Here is a 20102-nt window from a genome sequence, read left to right as displayed (position 1 = left end):
GGGCAGCGTTGTGATCAGGAACATCTTGGGCTGGGGCTTGATCGTGGTCCTGCTCGCCGGAGGGATCCTGGCGGTTGGCCTTGGCCACTCCGCCCGGCGGCATGCCAACGAGACAGCGCAGCCGCAGCCGGTTCTGCTTTGGTTCGGGGCGGGCGGCATCGTCCATATCGATGAGCGGAAGTCGCTGCTGACGCATTGGCAGGACAACTGGCGGCTTGCGTTGGGCTTGAATGCCGGGGCGCCGGTCCGGGTGGGGGCGGATGACGGCGTTCCGTATGCGCTGGTCGAGGAGGCTCTGGGCGAGGCGCGGCGGCGGGGCATACCGGATATCGGCTATGCGGTCGACCGGGAGGGGCAGGCCTTGGCGCTTGCTTCATTGACGCCGGCCGACGTATTGCCGCCGCCGGGGCCGCATGTTCTGTCCATCGAAGCTGACGGGCGGATGGCATTGGACGACACGCCGCTCGACGGGCGTGCCTTGGGCGAGTGGCTGAAGGTGTCGGCGGCGCCCGGTTATCCGCGTGGCGCGGATACGCCAGTCGAACTCAAGGTCGATCCGGCGGCGACTTACGGAAGCGTCAGGCCGGTGCTGGCGGCGCTGGCCGCGGGCAAGCCGCGGCGTATCGCGGATTTCGAGCAGGGCAGCGCTTTGGTGCGGCAACTGGTGCCGGCGCCGGTGGAGCATCCGATACCGATACCCAACTGCCCGCAGATGTCCAAGTTCGGTTGCCGCTAGGCGCCCGGTTGGCGTTCGTCCGATCAGGGTGATTCGTGGCCGGCACCGGCCGCGGCATGAACCGCTACGGCGATGGTCTTGAGCGCGCTTTCCGTACCTTCGCAAGTGTCGTTGGCGAACAGGGCGAAGCCTTCGCCCTGGGTCGGAAAGAGCACGACCTGGCTGGACATGCCGCCGCTGCCGCCGCCGTGCGCAAGCATCGGCTGGCCGCTTGCATAAGCAAGATTCCAAGGCATGGCTACGCCCTCTTGAGGCGTGCCGACCAAGGGTTGGCGCATGCGCTGGACGACCGGGTCCTTTCCATCGAGTTGCCAATGCACGTACTTCGCCATGTCCTCGGTGGTGGAGTACAAGCCCCATGCTGCGCCGGCGTTGCGCAGGTGATAAGGCATCGGGCGGCCCTCGCGATTGAAGCCCGGGAGCAGGCGTGCGCGGTCGGCGCCTTCCACGGCGAAGCCGGTGGAGTCCATGCGCAGTGGCTTGAGCAGTTGATGACGCATCAGCGCTTCGAATGGCTTGCCGTAGACCTGCTCCAGCCCCAGGCCGATGACCAGATAACCGGCATTGGAGTAAGCCTCTTTGCTTCCGGGTTCGCTGCGCAGCTGGGTGCTGTGCAGAGCGGACAGCAAGGTGTCGTGATTCAGCCCCTTCTGCAGCGCCATCAGCTCATAGGGCAGGGTGTTGAAATCCTTCTTGGCGAAGATCGCGTCCGAGTCGGGGATGTCGCGCGGCATGCCGGCGCGGTGAGTGATCAGGGTTGCCAGCGTGATCGGCTTGCCCTGCCAGGCGAGGTTGGCGTAGTCGCCCGGGAGGTAGGGACGGAAGTCGGCATCGGCACGCATTTTTCCTTCTTCGACGGCACGCGCGGCGAGTGCGCCGGTGAAGGTCTTGGTGACGGAGGCGATCTCGTAGATGCTCCGGCGGGTCGGCAGCTGGCTGCCGTGCGGTTTGGTCGTGCCGTAGTTGTAGAAGAAGCGGCCTTCGGGTGTTACCGCGGCGAGGGAGAGGCCGACGTGGCAGCGATTCTGAAAGTAGCCGGCGGCGGCATCGTCGACGGCACGATCGAGGGGCGAGCGATGCGGGTTGTCGCTCTGCACGGAGGATCGAGCCGGTTCACCTGCGACCAGCGCGGTAGCGCATAGCAAGGCGGCTAGGCCGAACAGCTGCCTGGTTTGAGGGGATGGCCGCATGGTCTGCTCCGGGGGACGGGGGGCGACGCCATCGTCTCTTATGGCCGGCGCCTGGCCTTGTGTCGGAGGTCATGGCGGGGTTTATGGGTCACGCGGCTGCCGTCGAAGCTTTGTCGCTCACTGTCGGCGCGATTTCTTTCGTGGCCGTAGCTTCCACGGGTTGTCTGTCCTTGATAGCCAGCGCGCGTTTGAGTGCGATTTCGAGAAATCGCCCGCGGTGTCTTGCGCCGATGCTGATCAGGCAAAGCCAGTAGAACCAGGCGAGCACCAGATAGATAACGATTTCGGGCCAGCTGATGTCGGGCGGCCAGTGCACGCCTTTGAACTGCGCGGCGATGGCGATCAGGATCGGGAGGATTCCAAGCTTTTCAACGCCGCCCACCAATAACGGCTGTTTTTCGCGGAAACGCTCCTGCCGCATCTCTGCATAGTCCGCCAATTCCGCGATCTCGTCGCGCGGGAATTGCACGATCCACGCAATTAAATCTCTGTAGTGTCCGAAGTCGTAGTCGAGTTGTTCGGCATATTCGGCGCGTTCCTCCTTGAAGCTTGGCAAATGCAGCGGCCAGCTCGAAGCGATGGCGAACGCCACGGCAATGACTTCCACTACGACGAAGGAGGCAGCTATGGCGAGCGTGTACCACCGGCCATCGGGCAGCGCTTTTATGGAAAGAAAATAGCAGGCAATCGCCAGCAAGGCGGTGGCGTAGCCATACTTTTCCTTCGTAGAGAACCCTACGGCTACGCTCGGGTGTTCGGGTAGCTGATCAATGCGCTCGTTCAATGCCTTGAACGTCAGCTCGGCTTGCCGATCCATGCGTTTTCTCCCCTGTCGTGCTTCCAGCATAGCGCCCTTCGCCGGGCTGCCGGCGAGTATCATCGGGGACTTGCAACGAGGCGACATCGCCAGCGTTGAAACCCTCTCGCCCAGGAAATCCGCGTCGTGACGCTCGCCATCCCTCCCTTGCTTCCGCGCGATCTCTTCGACCTCTCACCCGATATTCTCTGGCTCTCCCATTGCAAGGACGGCCCGATTCCCCGTGTGGCGGCACAGCAGCTGACTCGTCTTCTCGACACCGAGCTGCAGCCCTGGTCACTCCGCTGGAACGAAGATTTCCTCGACATCCAGGCATCGCTGCGCCACGCCGGCGCAGCTTTGTTCGGCGCGGACGTGCAGGACATCAGCCTCACCACCTGCACCTCCACCGGCCTGCAAGCCATCTCGCTGGGCTACCCGTGGAAGGACGGCGACGAGGTGCTTATCCCCGTAGGCGAATTTCCCAGCAACCGGCTGCCGTGGCTGGCATTGGCGCAGCGCGGTGTGCGTTGCAGGGAAGTGGCGTTGTGGCCCGGTCAGGCTGTCAACGCGGCCATGCCGCCGCATGCCGATATCGAACCGGAGCAGCGCTTGCTCGACGCCATCGCGCCGAACACCCGCATCGTCTCCGTATCGTGGGTGCGCTACCAGGACGGCCTTCGTCTCGACCTGGCCAAGCTCGGGCGAGGCTGCCGCGAACGCGGCGTCCATCTGGTGGTGGATGGTATCCAGGGGGGCGGTACGGCTGTGCCGTCGTTCGAGGGCGTCAGCGCCTTTGCGACGGGTGGGCATAAAGGCCTGCTCGGCCTGCAAGGGCAGGGGTTGCTGTGGACCGATGCCTCGTTCCGCGAGCAGCTGATGCCGGTCGGAACCTGGCTGTCGGCGCCGGATGCGTTTTCGCAGTCGGGCACGCAGGCCAAGGCAAGTTCGCCATGGGCGGCCGATGGTCGCCGCTTGGAGGCAGGAAGCCCCTCGATCCTGTCGTGCGCGGTGCTGGCGAGTTCGATCCAGGTGCTGCTCGATCATGGCGGTGTGGCTGCCGTCCAGGCTCATGTCGAAAAGTTGCAGCGAGCCTTGTTGATCGAGCTGGCGACGTCCGCAGCTTGGAAGGGCGAGGCTGCGCGCTTAAGCGATCTGCTGCAGGCAGGCCGCCTGGGATCGATCCTCTCGTTCGTCCCGCCCGCAGACCGCTACGACCGGCTGCTGAAAGATGCGGAGGCGAACGGCATCAGCACCAGCATCCGCGAAGGTTATCTGCGCGTGGCTTTCCATGGCTGGCATTCGGGCCAGGATGTGGAGCGTTGTGCGGCGTGGCTGATGGCGGACTGATGCCGGCGGCGTGTCCGGCATCTACGCCGGACACGCACTGAGTGCTCGCGGGCAAAGCGTCCGCTATCGCCCTGGCCCGGCCTGCTGCTGGTTCGGTTGCGCCTGCGTCTGCTGCGCCTGCGCTTCCTGATGCTGCTGCATCGCCTTAGGCCACTGCGCCGAGCTCTGTTCCAACGGAATGTTGGCCGCGGCGGTAGGCACACTGGTCTGCCGGTCGAGGAAATGATCCTTCGCGCCCGGCGTGGTCTGCGTCGCCCATAGCTTGCTGTGGTCTGGACTCAGTGCGACGTGGTCGATCCGGCTCAGTCCATCCGCGCGGGCCTGAACCACAACGGCCGCCGTGATGTTGTCGGTGTGCTGATCCGGCTTGCGGCCCAGCTGCTGGTCGATGGCGGCGACCTGTGCACGCGTCTGGCCGAACAGCTGGTGATCGGGATGCTGCGGATCGTCCAGGCGCAGTGGCGCCGCCGGTGCAGTCGGTGCGGTGGTCGAGGTGGTCGTCGGGGCAGGGGGAGTGCTTGCAGCGGGAGCCTGCTGCGCCTGGCGCGTGGCGTTCAGTTCCTCCTTGATATTGCCTTCCGCGGCATTCGTGCCCCACAGCATCCCCGGCGTATTCCATTGCCCCTTGGCGTCGCGCGTATAAGTGTGGCCGTCGGAAGCTTCGAGCACGCTGCCCTGCGTCTTCAGCGTGTTGTTCACCACCGGCGGCACGCCGCCGAACTGGTTCCAGCCGCGCTGCTCGTAGGCGGTCTTGTAGTCCTGCGCGATGTGCTGGGCCGAATGCGCCAGGTTGTCCTTCACGATCTGCTGCGAGGTGCGTTCGAGTTCCGCGGCGCGTTGCGGGCTGGCGACTTCGGTGCGGTAGTCCATCACGCGGTAGTCGATCAGGCCGGAAGCCACGGTGCGGCTCCACTGGTGCGTGTCGGGGCTGCGCGTCCACGGCGCTTCGCGCAGGCTGTGCGTGTCGTGCTCGCTGGCCGGGAGGGTGTAGGGATCGCGCGGCGTCGGCGGGTGCGCCAGGGTCAGGCCGATGGCGACATTGGAGGCCTTGTAGTCCAGCTCGTTCTTCAGCGCGGGGCTGGCGGTCAGCGTTTCGTACTTCTGCACCGGCATGCCTTCGCTGTAGCGCATGGCCTCGTAGTCCAGCTCGCCGGTGGGGTGCAGCCGCGTCCAGCCCTGGTCCGGATGCTTGGGATCGAAATGCCAGTGATTCCCTTGCTTGTCCGACTGGTTGTAGATGTGGTGGTAGTCGATGGCCTGCGCCACTTTCTCGCCGCCGATCGCGCCGACGATGCCGCCGAGTCCGCCGGCGATCAGCGCGCCGGGGCCAGTCTCCGAGAACACCAGCGCGCCGCCGGCCGCTCCCGCTTCGGCGCCAGCCAGCATGCCGCCGGTGCGTGCGTAGAAATGGCCTACTTCGGAATTCGCGCCGACCACGTTGCCTTGCTGGCGCATATCGGAAGCGCGCGAGGCAGTGTGCGCGGCGTCGTACAGCACGGCCGCGGTGCCGACCACGCCCAGCGCGCCCTTCGCTACCGAGCCGGCGCTGACTTCGCCGCGGGCGGCGCTCTTGGCGGCCTCGCCGGGGCGGATGCGGACGTTGGTTTCCGTTTCGCCCACCACGCCCTTGGGTGGGCCGGTGGGCGGATGCATCTCCGTAGCCTTGGTGCGCGTCTCGCCAAGTTTCGGTTCTGCCGGCGGATGGACGACCACGCCGGTATGCGAAACCTTCCACGCCTTGCTCGCCGCCGACATCTGGTCGAGGTTGAGCTTGGAGAAATCGCTCAACGGCTGGCCGAACACGGTTTTCTGCGCGGCGTTGTAGTCGTTGATGAGGTTGACGTTGGCGCGGAACTCGGCGAGCGAGGCCGGCTGGCCGTTCGCTTTCACCGTCACGTCGGCCAGCGATTTCTCCAGCTTCTGGAATTCAGCGGCGGACTTGCTCGCGTAGGTGAGCGGATCCGGACCGAAGTCGCTCATCGGATGGCCGTTGACGATGGTCTTCGGGCTCTTCAGTGCTTCGGGCAGTTCGAAGTTGGAGAAGCCGCGATTCGGCGGAGCGTTCTCGACGAAGGCGACGATGGGGCGGCCGCTATGGACGGCGTTCTCCATATACGGTGCGCTGCCGGCATTCCACATCATGTCCTGCAGCGCGCCGGCGGTGTTCTTGCCGTAGACCTCGATGCCTTCGGAGGCGAGGTACTTCGTAAACTCCTGGTTGACCGTCTTGAACTCGGCGGTGGCCTTGCACCTTTCGATGTACTCGCCCCAGGGCGTGTGGCCGATGATGTCCGCGCGGCCCTTGGTGTCGGCGACGTATTCGGAAGCGTTCTTGTAGTTGCTCTTGCCGGCCGCATCGCTGCCCGAGAACGCCACGTAATCGACGCCCGCGGGAAGCTTGGGCGGATGCGCCGCCATCTCCTTGGCCACGTAGTCGGCATAGCTGCTGGTGGCGTCGGGGCCGGAGCCGGGCGACTTCAGATAGGCGATGACCCGGTCGATCTCGGCGGCCGAAAGCTTGTTGCCATGGGCATTGGTGGCGCCGCCCATGGTGGTGCGCACCACGTCCTCGAACACGAAGGGAGGCGTCGTCATGAGCGCACTCCCGACAGCGGATGCATCGGGATGTCGACCGCGGCGACGAGGATTTCCTGCCCGGCATCCTGCGGCGCCGCGATGCCATGGCGCTGCAGGGCGCCCGCGTCGATCACCACTTCGTAGCGGACGTCTTCGTCGTAGTTGTCGGTGCGGTCCTGGAAGGTCTTGACCAGGCCATCGGCCAGTCCCCACAGGAAGCTCCGGTCGTCGCCCGGAAACTCCAGCCAGCCCTTGAGCTGCAACGCCCATTCGAAGGTGGCGTCCTGGCCCAGGTTCAGCACGAACGTGCGCTGCGTACGCCCACCCTCCTGGGCGATCCGCTGCGTGCCGTTGCAGCCGAAGCCGAAGCGCTTGTCGCCCTGGTAGACGCCGAACTGATATTCCGTCTCGCCCGCCTGTTCGGCCGGCTGGATGCGGGATTCGAAGATCTCGATACCGTGCTGGCGATCCACGGCCGAGCCGTCGTTAGCTTCGAAGCACAAGGGGGTGAATGACATGGCGATGATCCGGTGGGGGCGCGGGGCGGGTCAGGGGCTTGCCTTCAGAAGCTGCAGGCGCGGGTGTGCGTCCTCGGTCGCATGCGAGGTTTCGGTCTGAAGATCGGGGAGAGCTGCGTTGAGCATGGGGCTCGCCTCCTGCAAGCGGGGATCGGCGGTTCCTTGGGCCGGCCTGGAGCAGGAAGGTACGCCGCTATGGGGGGCGGTGCAACGCTGTAGTACTGCCTAGTGATTTGTCTGGAAAGCAGTTCTGGCGCGGGTTTCAGGCGGGTGTGCGCCGGTGGGGTCGGGGTGTTTAGCCTTGCCATCTTGGCTAGGTGCGATGCCGATCACATTCGCAAGTTCCTGCTGGTCGGGGCGTGGGATGAATGTAGCTCCCGATAAATCGCGCTATTCGTGCCCCAGCACCCGATGTGGCCGATAAGGAGCCTCCAGTCTGGGTCGCTCCTCCGGCGCGATCTTCAGCGCCAAGGTCTCCACCGATTGTTCCAGATGTTCCATTCGCGTCGCTCCTATGATCGGTGCCGTCACCTCGGCCCGATCGAGCAGCCACGCCAACGCGATCTTCGCCTGCGTCACACCGCGCTCCGCTGCGACCTGCGCTACCGCATCCACCACCCGATAATCGTCCTCGCTGTAATACAACCCCTGCGCAAAGGCATCGCTCTGCGCACGCTTTGTATCCGCCTCGTCCCGCTTCCTGGCCAGAAACCCACGGGCCAGCGGACTCCACGGCAGCACCGCAACCCCCGCATCCCGGCACAGCGGCAGCATCTCTCGCTCTTCCTCGCGGTACGCCAGGTTGTAGTGGTTCTGCATCGAAACGAAGCGCGTCCAGCCGTGCCGCTCCGACGTCATCAGCGCTTTCTGGAACTGCCAGGCATACATGCTCGATGCGCCGATGTAGCGCGCCTTGCCGCTGCGCACGATGTCATGCAGCGCTTCCAGCGTTTCCTCCAGTGGCGTGTCGTCGTCCCAGCGGTGGACCTGGTAGAGATCGACGTAGTCCATGCCCAGGCGCGCGAGCGAGGCATCGATGGCGTGCAGCAGATGCTTGCGCGACAGGCCGCGCTGGTTCGGGCCTGCGCCGGTGGGGTAGTAGGCCTTGGTCGCTACCACCACTTCCTCGCGCCGTGCGAAGTCGCGCAGTGCGCGGCCCAGTACGCGTTCGCTGTCGCCGCCGGAATACATGTCGGCGGTGTCGAAGAAATTGATGCCCAGTTCCAGCGCGCGGCGCAGGATGGGGCGGCCCTGTTCCTCGCTGAGAATCCACGGCTTGGCCTGCGGGTTGCCGTAACTCATGGCGCCAAGGCACAGGCGCGATACTTTCAGGCCGCTGCGGCCGAGATTGACGTATTGCATGGCTGCCTCGCTCATTCCGGTGGCCGGTGTAGCGCAACTCCAGCGGCTACCAGTGCCACGCCCTGGATATCGACCGGCGTCGGCATCTGGCGCAGGACCAGCACGCCGACGATCACCGCGGTCGCCGGCAGCAGTGCGACGAACAAGGCGTAGGTCGCGCGCGGCAGGCGTGCCATCGCGAGCTGGTCGAACACGTAGGGGATGACGGAGGAGCTCAGTCCCACTGCCAGGCCCGCACCGAGTGCGATCGGATCCAGCAGCGCCGGTGCGGCGTCGCGGAAACCGAGCGGGGAGATCGCCACGCCGGCGACGATCATCGCCGCGCCCAGGCGGTCGATCGGACTGGTGGCCGGATCGGCGCGGGATACCGCATGTGCCAGCACGATGTACGCCGTGAACAGCGCGGCATTGGCGAAGGCCCAGAAGAATGCCTCCGGTGCGCCGCCGAAACGCACCTGGGTCAGCAGCGACACGCCGGCCGCGGTAAGCCCGAGCGCGACGATATTGCGGCGGGAACGCACCCCGGCCAGCGCGAGCGCTACCGGCCCGATGAATTCGATGGCGGCCACCGTGCCCAGGGGCAGGGCGGCGATGGCCTTGTAGAACGAGTAGTTCATCAGCGCGAACACGCCGCCCAGCGCGACCATGGTGGCCTGGGCGCGCCGCGTCGACGCCAGGAACGCCCGCCACGGCCTGCGCCACAAGGCGAACACCAGCGCCGCCGACACGATGCGCAGCCAGGCCACGCCCGTCACCGGTACGCGTGCGAATAGCAGCACGGCGAACGACGGGCCCAGGTAATGGAAGATCGCGCTGCCGACGAAGAACGCATGCGGAGGGATCCGTTCGGCCAGCGGCAGCCTGGTTTCGTTTTTACCATCTATCGTATTCATGATGGTGATGTTTATACGCTCGCGAAACTCACCTGTCAAAATCGAATAGCTGGTAAGATGCGCCGCATGGACGCACTCGACCTGAACCCGGATGGCTACGGCGGCACCTATAAGCTGGTCGGCGGACGGCCCAGCCTGGATTTCGTGAACACGATCAGCTGGCCGGACACCGAGCGCGAGCACGATTGGCTGGCGCTGCCGGAGAATGCGCGGCGCTGGTTCGCCGCCATGGAATTGCCGTTTCCGCGCGGCAAAGCGATCGATATCGCTGCGCTATACAAGGCGCGCCAGTTGCTGACGCGCGTGCTGCGTCCGCTGGCGCATGAGCAGACGGTGTCCGAAGCCGCGCTGGCCGAACTCAGCAAGGCGGTGGCCAAGGCCTATCAGTCGCGAACGATCGACCCGCGCACTCTCGCCTGGCATTGGCCGGAGCCATCCACGGCGCAGGACGCGCTGGCGCCGCTGCTGCTCGATGCCGCGGAACTGGTGACGGCCGCCGATCACGAGCGCCTGCGCTATTGCCCGTCCTGCGACTGGCTGTTCGAGGACCAGACGCGCAACGGCCAGCGCCGCTGGTGCGATATGGCGGACTGCGGCAGCCGCGACAAGGCGCGGCGGTATTACCACCGGACGAAGAGCTAGCCTGGTCTGCCTATGGGGCGTCGACCGTCAGATCCTTGGCGTAGGTGTGCCCCAGCCCGATCACGTCCGCGCTGAACTTCGCATAGCCATACGGCCAGTGGTCCTCGTCCGCATCCTTGCGCTCGGCGATCTGCCGCACGGCGACCAGATGCGCCTTGGGCACGATCACGATGTAGTTGCCGAGATAGCCGTTGGCTTCCCAGGCGACGATCGGGGTATTGGCAAAAAGGTCGTCTTCGGTGACATGGTTAGCCTTCATCATGTCGTGAATATCCGCGCGGGACACACCTTCCGCGGTGATGGCCGCAACGACGTCGCGCCCGGTCGGATAGACCTTCGCCGCGACGCGCGCCAGCTTGTCGGCAAGGGCGGTGTCGCCTCCCGCGCGCACGCGCTCGACCACGGCGGGGTTGAAGCGAGTGCCGTCGCCGCGCCGCCACCAGAGCAGGCCGTAGCCAGTGGTGAGCGGGGTGCTCTGGCCGACCATCTGCTTGATGTAATCCGCATCGATCAGCTGCTTGCCCTGCCAGCGGCCGTTGTCGAGTACCAGCTGGCCGATCTTGGCGGCGTCCTGCGCGGTGGACATCCAGCCGGCCATGGCCATGGGGTGGCCGGCCTTGTCGCGGTTATCCGGGTTCCACGGCGCCGCCTTGATGCCCATGGGGGCGAGCAGCTCGTCGGCGATATAGATGTCCATCGGTTTGCCGGAGGCTTTCTCGATCACGCCGCCGATCAGGTTCATGGCCTGGTTGTTGTAGCTGAACTTCGTGCCCGGCGGATCGCTCAGTTCCGCGGCGAGCGCGAGCTGGTAGACATCCGGCGCCGGATAGATCTCCACCGGTGCCATCGGCACGTTCTGCATGCCGGAAGTGTGGTTGAGCAGCATGCGGACGGTGATCTTCGCCTTGTTGCCCTGTTTCCATTCCGGATAGAAGTCGCTCACCGGCTCGTCGATCGACTTGAGCTTGCCTTGCGTGACCAGGCGGCCGACGGCCAGGCCGATCAGCGACTTGGTGGACGACATCATTTCGATCGGGCCGGCGGGCGCGCCGGGGCGGCGGTAGTCGACCAGGGTCTTGCCGTCGTGCACCACCAGCAGCGTATCGCTTTGCGCGGCCTTGGCGTTGTCGACGATGGTCTTGAGCGCCTTGTCGCTGCTGCCCGCAAAGGCGGAACTCGCGGACAGTGCCAACACGGTGAGCGCGAACAACGAGCCGAGCCGCTTCATCTGCCGTTTCCCTACGTCATTGGATGGCGTGCATCCTAGGTGCTGGGCCGGCGGCATGAACAGGTGACTGACGACCCATGCGAGGCGCTTCGCGATGGCCGTTGTGAAAGCGATGCGAAGCGCCCCCCGGGATGGCGTACTCAGGTCTGCTGCAGGAAGGCGGTTACCAGCTGCGCTATCTCGTCCGGCGCATCCTCGAAGCTGTAGTGTCCCGCGTCCGGCAACCGATGTACCGGCGCCCCGGGGAACAGCTCGGTGAACAGCGGCAGGAAGTGTTCCGCGTGCAGCGTGCGGTCCGCCATGCCCCAGATCGCGATGGCGGGCTTGGCACTGATCGCCTGCCATGCGGCTTCATCCGCTACGGGGAACTCATGCGCGCCGAGCGCAAAGCCCTTGGCCCATCCCAGCGCGCCGGCGCATTCGGCTGGCGTGGCGAAGGGTGCGCCGTAGGCACGCAGCCAGGTGTCGTCGATCAGCGCGTTGTTCTCGAAGCCGTTGAGCTTGAGCGTGCTGAGGATGTTGTAGCCCAGTTCGTCCAGCACGCCTTCCAGCCGGCCTTCCGCGTGGGCCTGGACGATCCAGCGGAACCACGGCGCCACCTGTGCGTTGGCGGTCACGCGGTCCGCCAGGCCGGCATGGCCGAATGGCGTCGGGCCGTTGACGGAGACGATGCGGCGGATGCGATCCGGGTGGCGGGCGGCCAGGCCCATGCCCATCGGTCCGCCGAAGTCGTGCAGCACCAGGGTGATGCCGCGCAGGTCCAGGGCGAGCACGAAGCGTTCGAGGTTGTCGATATGGTCCTGGATCCAGTAGCGCCGCTCCGGCGGCGTGGCGCTCTTGCCGAAGCCCATATGGTCGGGCACCACCACGCGATGCGTGGCACGCAGCGCGCCGATCAGATGGCGGAACAGATAGCCCCAGGTGGGTTCGCCATGCAGGCACAGCACGATGTCGCCATCGCGCGGGCCTTCATCCACGTAGTGCATGGCGAAGCCGGGGGCGTCGGTGAAATGCGGGGCGAACGGGAAGCTGCCATCGAAAGTTTCGTCTGGACGGATCATGAGCGGGTCTCGGAAGAGGGCAGGGACATCCGCGCGGGCACGGCTCAGCCTCACCCGCCGCGGATGCTGTCGGTTGCGTAATGAGTCGCGCGCCATCGCACGCCTTCGGGGCGGTGGCGTTGGTTTCAAATTGAAACCCATTGCCTTTGTAGCAGCGCAGGTTCTATCTTGCAACCATTCGGCCGGCGGACGGCCTGGATACCGGCATGGTCAAACGCGTCACTCAGGAAGATTCGCTCTGCGGCGTCGCTCGCCCGATGGACGCCATCGGCGATGGCTGGTCGCTGTTGATCGTGCGCGATGCGTTCAATGGCATGCGCCGCTTCGGCGAATTCCAGAAGAGCCTGGGGCTGTCCAAGAACATCCTGGCCGCGCGGCTGCGCCACCTGGTGGCGCACGACATCATGGAAGCAGTGGCCGCCGCCGATGGCGGCGCTTACCAGGAGTACGTGCTGACCGGGAAGGGGCGAGGCCTGTTCCCGGTGCTGGTGGCGCTGCGGCAGTGGGGCGAAGACTTTCTGTTCGAGCGCAAGGAGGCGCGCGTGATGCTGGTGGACAAGCAGACGGGGCGTCCGCTGAAGAAGCTGCAGCCGCGCGCACTGGATGGGCGGGAAGTGGCGCCCGAGGATACGGAAGTGCGCATGCCTGCTCGTCGGCGCTGACGGCCGCAGGGCGCCTGTGCACGAGCCCCGGATCGCATTCGGGGCTCGTGCATGACGGTCAGGCGATTGCCGTTTCGGCCAAAGCGGGATAGTCGATATAGCCCGCCGCGCCAGGTGCGAAGAAGGTCGCCCGGTCCGGCGTATTGAGCGGGGCGCCCTGGCGGAAGCGCTGCGGCAGGTCCGGGTTGGCCAGGAAGGCGCTGCCGAAGACCGTGGCATCGGCACGTCCGTTGGCCAGGGCCGCTTCGGCGGACGACTGATCGAGGCCGCCGCCGATCAGGTAGGCGCCGTCGAAGCGCGGCCGCAGCAGCGCGTGGTAATCGACTTCCTTCGAGAACAGCGCCACGTGCAGGTAGGCAAGCCCCAGCGGCTTGAGCTGCTCCACCAGGTAGGTGTAGGTCTCCTGCGGGTTGGCATCGACGATGTCGTTGAAATTCATCTCGGGCGAGATCTTCAGGCCCACGCGATCGCCACCGGCTTCCTCCACCATGGCGCGCAGCGTGTCGAGCATGAAGCGGGCGCGCTTGGCGACCGTGCCGCCGTACGCGTCGTCGCGATGATTGGTGCTGGAGGAAAGGAACTGCTCGGGCAGGTAGCCGGAGGCGCCATGCAGTTCCACGCCGTCGAAGCCGGCTTCCAGCGCACGCCGCGTGGCCTGGCGATAGTCCTCGATGACCAGCGCGACTTCGTCGGTGCTCAGCGCGCGGGGCGTGACGAAATCCTGCTGCCCCTGGTCGGTCCAGGCCTGGCCGGCCGGCTTGACCGCGGAAGGCGCCACCGGCAGGCGGCCGTCCGGCTGCATCGACGGATGCGAGATGCGCCCGGCATGCATCAGCTGCATGAAGATGCGGCCGCCGCGCGCATGCACGGCAGCGGTCACGCGCTTCCACGCTTCGACCTGGGCCGCGGTCGCGATGCCGGGCGTGCGCACATAGCCCTTGCCGGCGGCATCGGGGAATACGCCTTCGGTGACGATCAGGCCGGCCTCGGCGCGCTGGGCGTAGTAAGTCACGGCCAGTTCGCTCTGCACGCCGGTGTCGTCGGCGCGCGAGCGGGTCATCGGCGCCATCACCAGGCGGTTGCGCAGCGTGTAGCGGCCGATCTGGACGGGGGTGAACAAACGGCTCATGGGGAAATCCTCGAAAGGGGGTGTTGGCGGGCATGCTCCGCCACCCAGGCCGTGGGATAAAGACGGTAGAATCGAAAACATTGATCCATTGATGGAGCAATCATCATGGAGCTGCTGAAGGACATGGGCCTGTTCGTCGAGGTGGTCAAAGCACGCAACTTCCGCCGCGCCGCCGAAACGCTGGAGATGCCCAGTTCCACGCTGTCGCGCCGCATCGCGCTGCTGGAGAAAGCGATCGGCCTGCGGCTGCTGCATCGCACGACGCGCAAGGTCGAGCTGACCGAGGCGGGACAGCTCTATTACGAGCGCTGCAAGCGCATCGTCGACGAGGCCAGGCTGGCCCACGAGCAACTGGGCGACATGCTGGCGCAGCCCAGCGGCGTGCTGCGGGTGTCTTCGGCGGTGGATTTCGCCACGTTCTTCCTTGCGCCGTTACTGCCCGAATTCGCCGCGCGCTATCCCGGCATCGGTTTCGATTTCGATCTCACGCCGAGAAAGGTCGACCTGGTGGCCGAGCCTTTCGATATCGCCATCCGCATGGGCGAGCAGCCGGCTTCCAACCTGGTGGCGCGATTGCTGGCGCGCGTGCCGCAGGCCTTGTTCGCCGCGCCGGATTATCTGGAGCGCGCGGGGACGCCGCGCCGGCCGGCGGATCTGGCCAAGCATGAGTGCCTGCGTTTTCTGGGCGGCCGTGCCGACGAATGGATCCTGCATCGCCGCGCGGAAGTGCAGCGGATCGACGTGCAGGGCCGGATCCGCGTCAACAGCGTCGGCATGGTGCACCGGCTGGCGCGGCAAGGCCTGGGCATTGCCGTTCTCGCGGATGCGCTGGCGGCGGAAGATGTGGCCCACGGGCGCCTGCAGCGAGTGCTGCCCGCCTGGCGTTCGGCGGCGGTTCCGGTCTATGCGATGACGGAAACCCGCCTGTTGCCGGCGAAGGCGCAGCGGTTTCTGGAGTTCCTGAAGGAGCGTCTGGGGCAGGGCGAAACGCCTAAGCCTCCAGCGCGCGATACCTGAAATCCCGCAGCACGACGCTTCCTTCGTTCGCGCTGTAGATCCCGATCTTCAGCGCCAGAAAACCGCCGAACACGTTGTGGTGAATGCCGGAGACCTCCATGCGCAGCGGATGCAGCACCCACGTGCGCCCATCGTCATGCGAGTAATGCCAGGTCACCACGTTGCTGTCGTTGGTCAGGCGGATACGCACGCGTGAGGTGGACATGGGCTGGCGGATCCACGGGTGCTCCTGTGCATATTCGAAGGTCTTCATCGTCTCCGGCGTAAAGCCGACGCCGACGAAGGCCTTGGCGTTGTAGAACAGCAACAGGCCGCCTTCCGCGTGGCCGGACAGTTCGAGCGCCAGCTCCGCTTCGTACGAGCGATCGCCCACCGTGCACACGAGCGGCGTGCTGTCGGCGGGCGATTGGCCTTGCGCGGCAAGCCGCAGGCCGCCGGCGACATCGCTGGCGCGCTGCATTTCCGTCGGCGTCGCGTCGTGGAACGACCAGGGCATGCCGAGCCGTTGCGTGGAAAATCCGCCCGACAGGCTCATGCCCTGCGCGCTCGCACGGCCGCCTTTGGGTTTCGCCAGCGGCCTGGAGAGATCGCCGCCGAGTGCGCGGAACCAGCCGTCGTCGGTCCACTCGATCGGCTCCAGCAAGGTCTGCCGGCCCAATGTGCGGAAGCCGTTTTCATAGCCGTGATAGACCATCCACCAGTCGCCCGCCGGCCCTTCCACCAGCGAGGCATGTCCGCGCGACCACCATGGTTCGTCCGCGCTCTTCGTGCGCACCAGGGGGTTGTGCGGACAGTGCTCCCATGGCCCGTGCACGGACTTCGAACGCGCGGCGATCACCATATGCCCGGTCGGCGGGCCGGCAGTGCCTCCCACCGCGGTGATCAGATAGAACCACTCGCCGCGCCGCAGCAGCTTGGGTCCTTCCGGCGCGAAGGTTTCCACTACCCAGTCGTCCGGATAGCGCCATGCGTTGTAGGCCGGTTGCAGTTCGCCGTCGGCGGAAAGTCCGTCGTCGCTGAGGCGCACTTTGCGGATGCCGTTGACGAACAGATAGCGCTTGCCGTCTTCGCCCACGATATGGCCAGGGTCGATGCAGCCGGGGATCTTCAGGTCCACCGGCTCGCTCCATGGTCCTTCGATGCGGTCGGCCCAGATCGCATAGAGCGACCACGGCTTGCCTTCCGGCGCGGCCGGCAGATAGATGAAGTAGCGGCCGTTGTGCTTGCACAGATCGACGGCCCAGACCGAGCCGACCGGCGTGGTCAGCGCCGGCGCCACCGGCGCCCAGTTCACCAGGTCGGTGGAATGCCAGATCAGCAGGCCGGGGCAGGCGGAGAACGGCGAGAACGTCATGTAGTAGTCGTCGCCGTCCTTGAGGATGGTGGGGTCCGGGTGATCGCCGGCGACGATGGGGTTGCGGTAAGTGCCGTTGCCCAGATCCGCCTGGCGCTGGCCTTCGACACCCTGGCGCCACGTTGCGGTTGCGGTGGCAGCCTTGCGCACGCCAGCGGCTTCCAGCGCGAAAGGTGCGGATGCCACACCTGCCAGCATCAGCTGCAGCGTCTGGCGGCGGCGGGTATCGACCATGGCGGCGTCTCGCTCGTAAGGGGCGGTGGCGTCGGATCGTATCGATGCCCATCGCGCGAGGGAGCGGCAAGAGGGAAAAACGTAAGCAGCGACGGCGGATATCGCAAAGCACCGCGCAACGGGGCTGGATTGATGAGCCAGGCTTATAAGCCTATGCAGCGATGGACGGCTAGTCGCCTCGCGCGGGCGTGGTTAGCTTATCGGCTGGCCCGTGCGCTTCGGTGCATGGCGGCTGGCGCATCCCCTGCGAGGTGAACGATGAGAGGCAATCTGGATTGGCATGCGGCCAGCCTGGCCGGACGCGAAGTGTGGCTGCGCGAACTCGGCGCCGACGCGCTGTCGCTGGCGGTGTGGCCGGCTCGCGAGCCTTCGGCCTGGGAGTGGGAAGTGCTGGCTTCCGGCGCCGACGCCTATATCCGCGGCGACGTGGCGCTCAGCCGCGCATCGGCCATGCGCGCGGCGGAGTCCGCGGCGAGCGCGCTGGGCCTGCTGTAAGCCCGTCAACTACGAGTGGCATGTCACGCCCGGCGTGACCTGGCCACCTGCCGCGCGGCCTGCTTTGCTACGCTCCGCCCACGATTCCGGCGAGGGGAAGCCAGGCGCATGGCGGTGGAACACCAAGGGGTGGCGTTGCTGCCGGTCATTACGTTGCTGGCGGCGGGTGTCGTCGCGGCGCCGTTGTTCAAGCGGCTGGGTCTGGGTGCGGTGCTGGGCTATCTGGCCGGCGGCCTGGCCATAGGGCCGTTCGGGTTGAAAGTCTTTACCGATCCGGCGGCCATCCTGCAGGTGGCCGAGCTGGGCGTGGTGATGTTCCTGTTCCTGATCGGACTGGAAATGCATCCCTCGCGCCTGTGGAGCCTGCGCCGGCAGATCTTCGGCCTGGGCTTGGCACAAGTAGCGGTCTGTGCGGTGGCGCTCACTGCGGTGGGCGTGCTCACCGGTTATCCGGTGGCGCCGTCCTTCGTGGCCGGCGCGGGTTTCGTGCTGACCTCCACCGCGATCGTGATGCAGCTGCTGGAAGAGCGGCGCGAAGTGAACGAGCCGAGCGGCCAGCGCATCGTCTGCGTGCTGTTGCTGGAAGACCTGATGATCGTGCCGCTGCTGGCGGCGGTGGCGTTCCTGGCGCCCATCGCCCCTGGCAGTCCGGTGGCGCATCACGGCATCGACTGGCGCGCGATCGGCATCGGTGCGGCCTCGATCGCGGGCCTGCTGCTGGCCGGGCGCTATCTGCTCAATCCCTTCTTCGGCCTGCTGGCGAATGCACGCGCACGCGAAGTGATGACCGGCGCCGCGCTGCTGGTGGTGCTCGGCTCGGCCTATGCGATGCAGCTGGGCGGCCTGTCGATGGCGATGGGCGCGTTCGTGGCGGGCGTGATGCTGTCGGAGTCCTCGTACCGGCATCAGCTCGAAGCGGACGTCGAACCGTTCCGCGGCATCCTGCTGGGCCTGTTCTTTATCGCGGTGGGCATGTCGCTGGACCTGCGGGTGGTGGCGGTGAGCTGGCGCAGCATCCTGTGCTACGTGTTCCTGTACATGGCCGCCAAGGCCTTGGTGATCTATGCGGTGGCGCGGCTGTTCCGTTCCTCGCATCGCGAGGCGGTGGATCGCGCGGTGTTCATGGCGCAGGGCGGCGAGTTCGCCTTCGTGCTGTACGCGGCGGCCGCGGCGGCCGGCATCATCAATGCCGAACAGAATGCGCAGCTCACCGCCATCATCATTCTTTCCATGGTGCTGACGCCGATCGCCATCGCGGCGATGGGTGCGATCCGCGCGCGCATGCATCCGTCCACCGAGGGCTACGAGCGCCCCGACGGCCTGAATGGCGCGGCCCTGGTGATCGGCTTCGGGCGGGTGGGGCAGATCGCCAGCCAGTTCCTGTTCGAGCGCGGCTATGAGATCTCCATCATCGACACCGACGTGGAGATGATCGACACCGCGCGCAGCCTGGATTTCAACGTGTATTACGGCGACGGCACCCGCCTGGACATTCTCGAAGCCGCCGGCGCGGGGCGTGCCGGCGTGGTGCTGGTATGCGTGGACAAGGCCGACGAGGGCACGCGCATCACCGAGCTGGTCAAGGCCGAGTTCCCGCTGGTGCCGGTGCTGGTACGCGCGATCGACCGCCGCCACAGCATCGACCTGATCAAGGCCGGTGCGGACCTGGAAGTGCGCGAGACCTTCGAGTCGGCCGTGCTGCTGGGCGAGGCGGCGCTGGAGAAACTGGGCGTCGACCGCGAAGAGATCGAAGAGATCGCGCGGCGCTTGCGCGAGCGTGACCGCGAACGCCTGCAGCTGGAGCTCACCGGCGGCATGTTCGCGGGACGCGCGTTATTCCGCGGCAAGCGCCATGCGGCGGATGCCGGCGAGAGCTGACGTGGCGCGGCATGTCCCGCCGCGCCACGGCCGTACCGCTACTGCACGGGGAGGAAATAGGTCCGCGACCGGGTTGTGCCGGCGCCAGGCGCGCGGGGGGGGGGGCGGGCGGGGGGGGGGGGGGCGGCCCCCCCCCCCCCCCCCCACGGCCGTACCGCTACTGCACGGTGAGGAAATAGGTCAGCGACCTGGTCATGCCCGTCATGTCGGTCATGCGGCTTACCAGCGTGTACTGACCCGGACGCAGCGGCCGGAACATCAGGTAGTAGCCGTAGTTCACCACGGGTTGCCAGCCGGTAGTGATGCAGGGATCGAGCGTGCTCTGCAGGCTCGGATCGCCCTTGAGCGAGAACAGGTTTTCCGAGGTGTAGAGATAATCGTTGACGGCGCGGATCGGGCGCCCATCCAGCGTCACCTGCATATTGCCCATCATCGGATAGGTCTTCGCATCCGCGACGAGGAAGTCGTACAGCGACTGTCCCGGTTTCGGCCCGAAGTTCGGATCCGGACATGGAAAGGTATCGCTGACGAAGCCGACCATCAGCAGCAGCGCCTTGCTGTGCGGCACCGTGCAGGTGCGTGCGACGTCGCCGGCCATCATCATCGGCATGGCGGCGGGTGCGAGGTTCCATACCGGGCCATCCTGGCCCGAGGCGCAGAACGCGCCGGTGCTGTCGAACAGCGGGTTGCTGGCATCCGGCTGCGCATACAGCCATTGGATCGAACGATCGGCCCAGCCATAGATGCTCTTGCCGAACGGGCGCGAGTCCTTGGGGTAGAGCTGGGGATTGGGGCCGAAGCCGAGCAGGTCGTTGCCCGGCGGCTCGGCCGCCTGCGCCGTGACCAGGGTGGTACAGGCGAACAGCAGACCGCAGAACGTCTTGTGCATAACGCTCTCCTTGTGGGTATGCATGCGCGGAAGCGTGGGGTGGGGACGGTGGGTTTCCGCCAGTCCAGCTTGGACGCGCGCGGTGCTGCGC

General features: G+C 66.2%; 17 protein-coding genes and 1 pseudogene. 7 read left to right on the top strand and 11 right to left on the bottom strand.

Going from position 1 to position 20102, the window contains the following annotated elements; all coding sequences use genetic code 11:
• Positions 1–10: 10 nt before the first annotated feature.
• Complete coding sequence (locus tag KK141_RS15355) at positions 11–736, top strand: hypothetical protein (protein ID WP_214571440.1); 726 nt, start codon at positions 11–13, stop codon at positions 734–736.
• 23 nt (positions 737–759) lie between these two features.
• Here KK141_RS15355 and KK141_RS15350 read toward each other — a convergent pair whose 3' ends face one another.
• Complete coding sequence (locus KK141_RS15350; RefSeq protein WP_214571439.1) at positions 760–1833, bottom strand: serine hydrolase domain-containing protein; 1074 nt, start codon at positions 1831–1833, stop codon at positions 760–762.
• Positions 1834–2014: 181 nt separating this feature from the next.
• Positions 2015–2743 (bottom strand): hypothetical protein, encoded by a 729-nt coding sequence (locus KK141_RS15345; RefSeq protein ID WP_214571438.1) that lies wholly within the window; start codon positions 2741–2743, stop codon positions 2015–2017.
• Between the two features lie 126 nt (positions 2744–2869).
• Between KK141_RS15345 and KK141_RS15340 the strand changes: the two genes are divergently transcribed.
• The gene (locus KK141_RS15340) at positions 2870–4072 is read left to right on the top strand and encodes an aminotransferase class V-fold PLP-dependent enzyme (RefSeq protein ID WP_214571437.1); all 1203 of its coding nucleotides are present in this window, start codon (positions 2870–2872) and stop codon (positions 4070–4072) included.
• 63 nt (positions 4073–4135) lie between these two features.
• Here the strand turns inward: KK141_RS15340 and KK141_RS15335 are convergent, their stop codons facing one another.
• The 4 genes from KK141_RS15335 to KK141_RS15320 all read right to left on the bottom strand — a co-directional run bounded on the left by KK141_RS15335 (position 4136) and on the right by KK141_RS15320 (position 9422).
• On the bottom strand, positions 4136–6667 hold the full coding sequence (locus tag KK141_RS15335) for an XVIPCD domain-containing protein (RefSeq protein ID WP_214571436.1): 2532 nt from the start codon (positions 6665–6667) through the stop codon (positions 4136–4138).
• Positions 6664–7167 (bottom strand): hypothetical protein, encoded by a 504-nt coding sequence (locus KK141_RS15330; RefSeq protein ID WP_214571435.1) that lies wholly within the window; start codon positions 7165–7167, stop codon positions 6664–6666. Before KK141_RS15330 ends, KK141_RS15335 begins: the two co-directional genes overlap by 4 nt.
• Positions 7168–7557: 390 nt before the next feature.
• Complete coding sequence (locus KK141_RS15325) at positions 7558–8529, bottom strand: aldo/keto reductase (protein ID WP_214571434.1); 972 nt, start codon at positions 8527–8529, stop codon at positions 7558–7560.
• Between the two features lie 11 nt (positions 8530–8540).
• On the bottom strand, positions 8541–9422 hold the full coding sequence (locus KK141_RS15320; RefSeq protein ID WP_214571433.1) for an EamA family transporter: 882 nt from the start codon (positions 9420–9422) through the stop codon (positions 8541–8543).
• A 66-nt stretch (positions 9423–9488) separates the two neighbouring features.
• Between KK141_RS15320 and KK141_RS15315 the strand changes: the two genes are divergently transcribed.
• Positions 9489–10064 (top strand): ABATE domain-containing protein, encoded by a 576-nt coding sequence (locus KK141_RS15315; protein ID WP_214571432.1) that lies wholly within the window; start codon positions 9489–9491, stop codon positions 10062–10064.
• A 10-nt stretch (positions 10065–10074) separates the two neighbouring features.
• On the opposite strand, the gene KK141_RS15310 is transcribed toward KK141_RS15315, so the two are convergent.
• Both KK141_RS15310 and KK141_RS15305 read right to left on the bottom strand, forming a co-directional pair.
• On the bottom strand, positions 10075–11292 hold the full coding sequence (locus KK141_RS15310) for a serine hydrolase (protein WP_214571431.1): 1218 nt from the start codon (positions 11290–11292) through the stop codon (positions 10075–10077).
• A 140-nt stretch (positions 11293–11432) separates the two neighbouring features.
• Positions 11433–12353, bottom strand: a complete 921-nt coding sequence (locus KK141_RS15305) for an alpha/beta fold hydrolase (RefSeq protein ID WP_214571430.1) — start codon at positions 12351–12353, stop codon at positions 11433–11435.
• Positions 12354–12559: 206 nt separating this feature from the next.
• Here KK141_RS15305 and KK141_RS15300 point away from each other — a divergent pair, with 206 nt between their 5' ends.
• Positions 12560–13015 (top strand): helix-turn-helix domain-containing protein, encoded by a 456-nt coding sequence (locus KK141_RS15300; protein WP_214571429.1) that lies wholly within the window; start codon positions 12560–12562, stop codon positions 13013–13015.
• 58 nt (positions 13016–13073) lie between these two features.
• Here the strand turns inward: KK141_RS15300 and KK141_RS15295 are convergent, their stop codons facing one another.
• Positions 13074–14144 carry an alkene reductase gene (locus KK141_RS15295; RefSeq protein ID WP_214571428.1) on the bottom strand — a complete coding sequence of 357 codons (1071 nt, stop codon included), beginning with the start codon at positions 14142–14144 and terminating at the stop codon, positions 13074–13076.
• A 105-nt stretch (positions 14145–14249) separates the two neighbouring features.
• Between KK141_RS15295 and KK141_RS15290 the strand changes: the two genes are divergently transcribed.
• Entirely contained in the window at positions 14250–15161 is a 912-nt protein-coding gene (locus KK141_RS15290) for a LysR family transcriptional regulator (protein WP_214571427.1), read from the top strand.
• Here the strand turns inward: KK141_RS15290 and KK141_RS15285 are convergent.
• Positions 15136–16749, bottom strand: a complete 1614-nt coding sequence (locus KK141_RS15285; protein WP_214571426.1) for a family 43 glycosylhydrolase — start codon at positions 16747–16749, stop codon at positions 15136–15138. The genes KK141_RS15290 and KK141_RS15285 overlap by 26 nt on opposite strands.
• A gap of 258 nt (positions 16750–17007) precedes the next feature.
• Between KK141_RS15285 and KK141_RS15280 the strand changes: the two genes are divergently transcribed.
• Positions 17008–17244 carry a hypothetical protein gene (locus KK141_RS15280; protein WP_214571425.1) on the top strand — a complete coding sequence of 79 codons (237 nt, stop codon included), beginning with the start codon at positions 17008–17010 and terminating at the stop codon, positions 17242–17244.
• Between the two features lie 108 nt (positions 17245–17352).
• Positions 17353–19050, top strand: a pseudogene (locus KK141_RS15275) (monovalent cation:proton antiporter-2 (CPA2) family protein); the annotation flags it as partial.
• A 229-nt stretch (positions 19051–19279) separates the two neighbouring features.
• On the opposite strand, the gene KK141_RS15270 reads toward KK141_RS15275, so the two are convergent.
• Entirely contained in the window at positions 19280–20011 is a 732-nt protein-coding gene (locus KK141_RS15270; RefSeq protein ID WP_214571423.1) for a hypothetical protein, read from the bottom strand.
• Between the last annotated feature and the right edge of the window lie 91 nt (positions 20012–20102).

Source organism: Dyella sp. LX-66 (genome assembly GCF_018599165.1).
Classification (GTDB): domain Bacteria; phylum Pseudomonadota; class Gammaproteobacteria; order Xanthomonadales; family Rhodanobacteraceae; genus Dyella_D; species Dyella_D marensis.
This window is presented reverse-complemented; position numbering and strand designations above follow the sequence as displayed.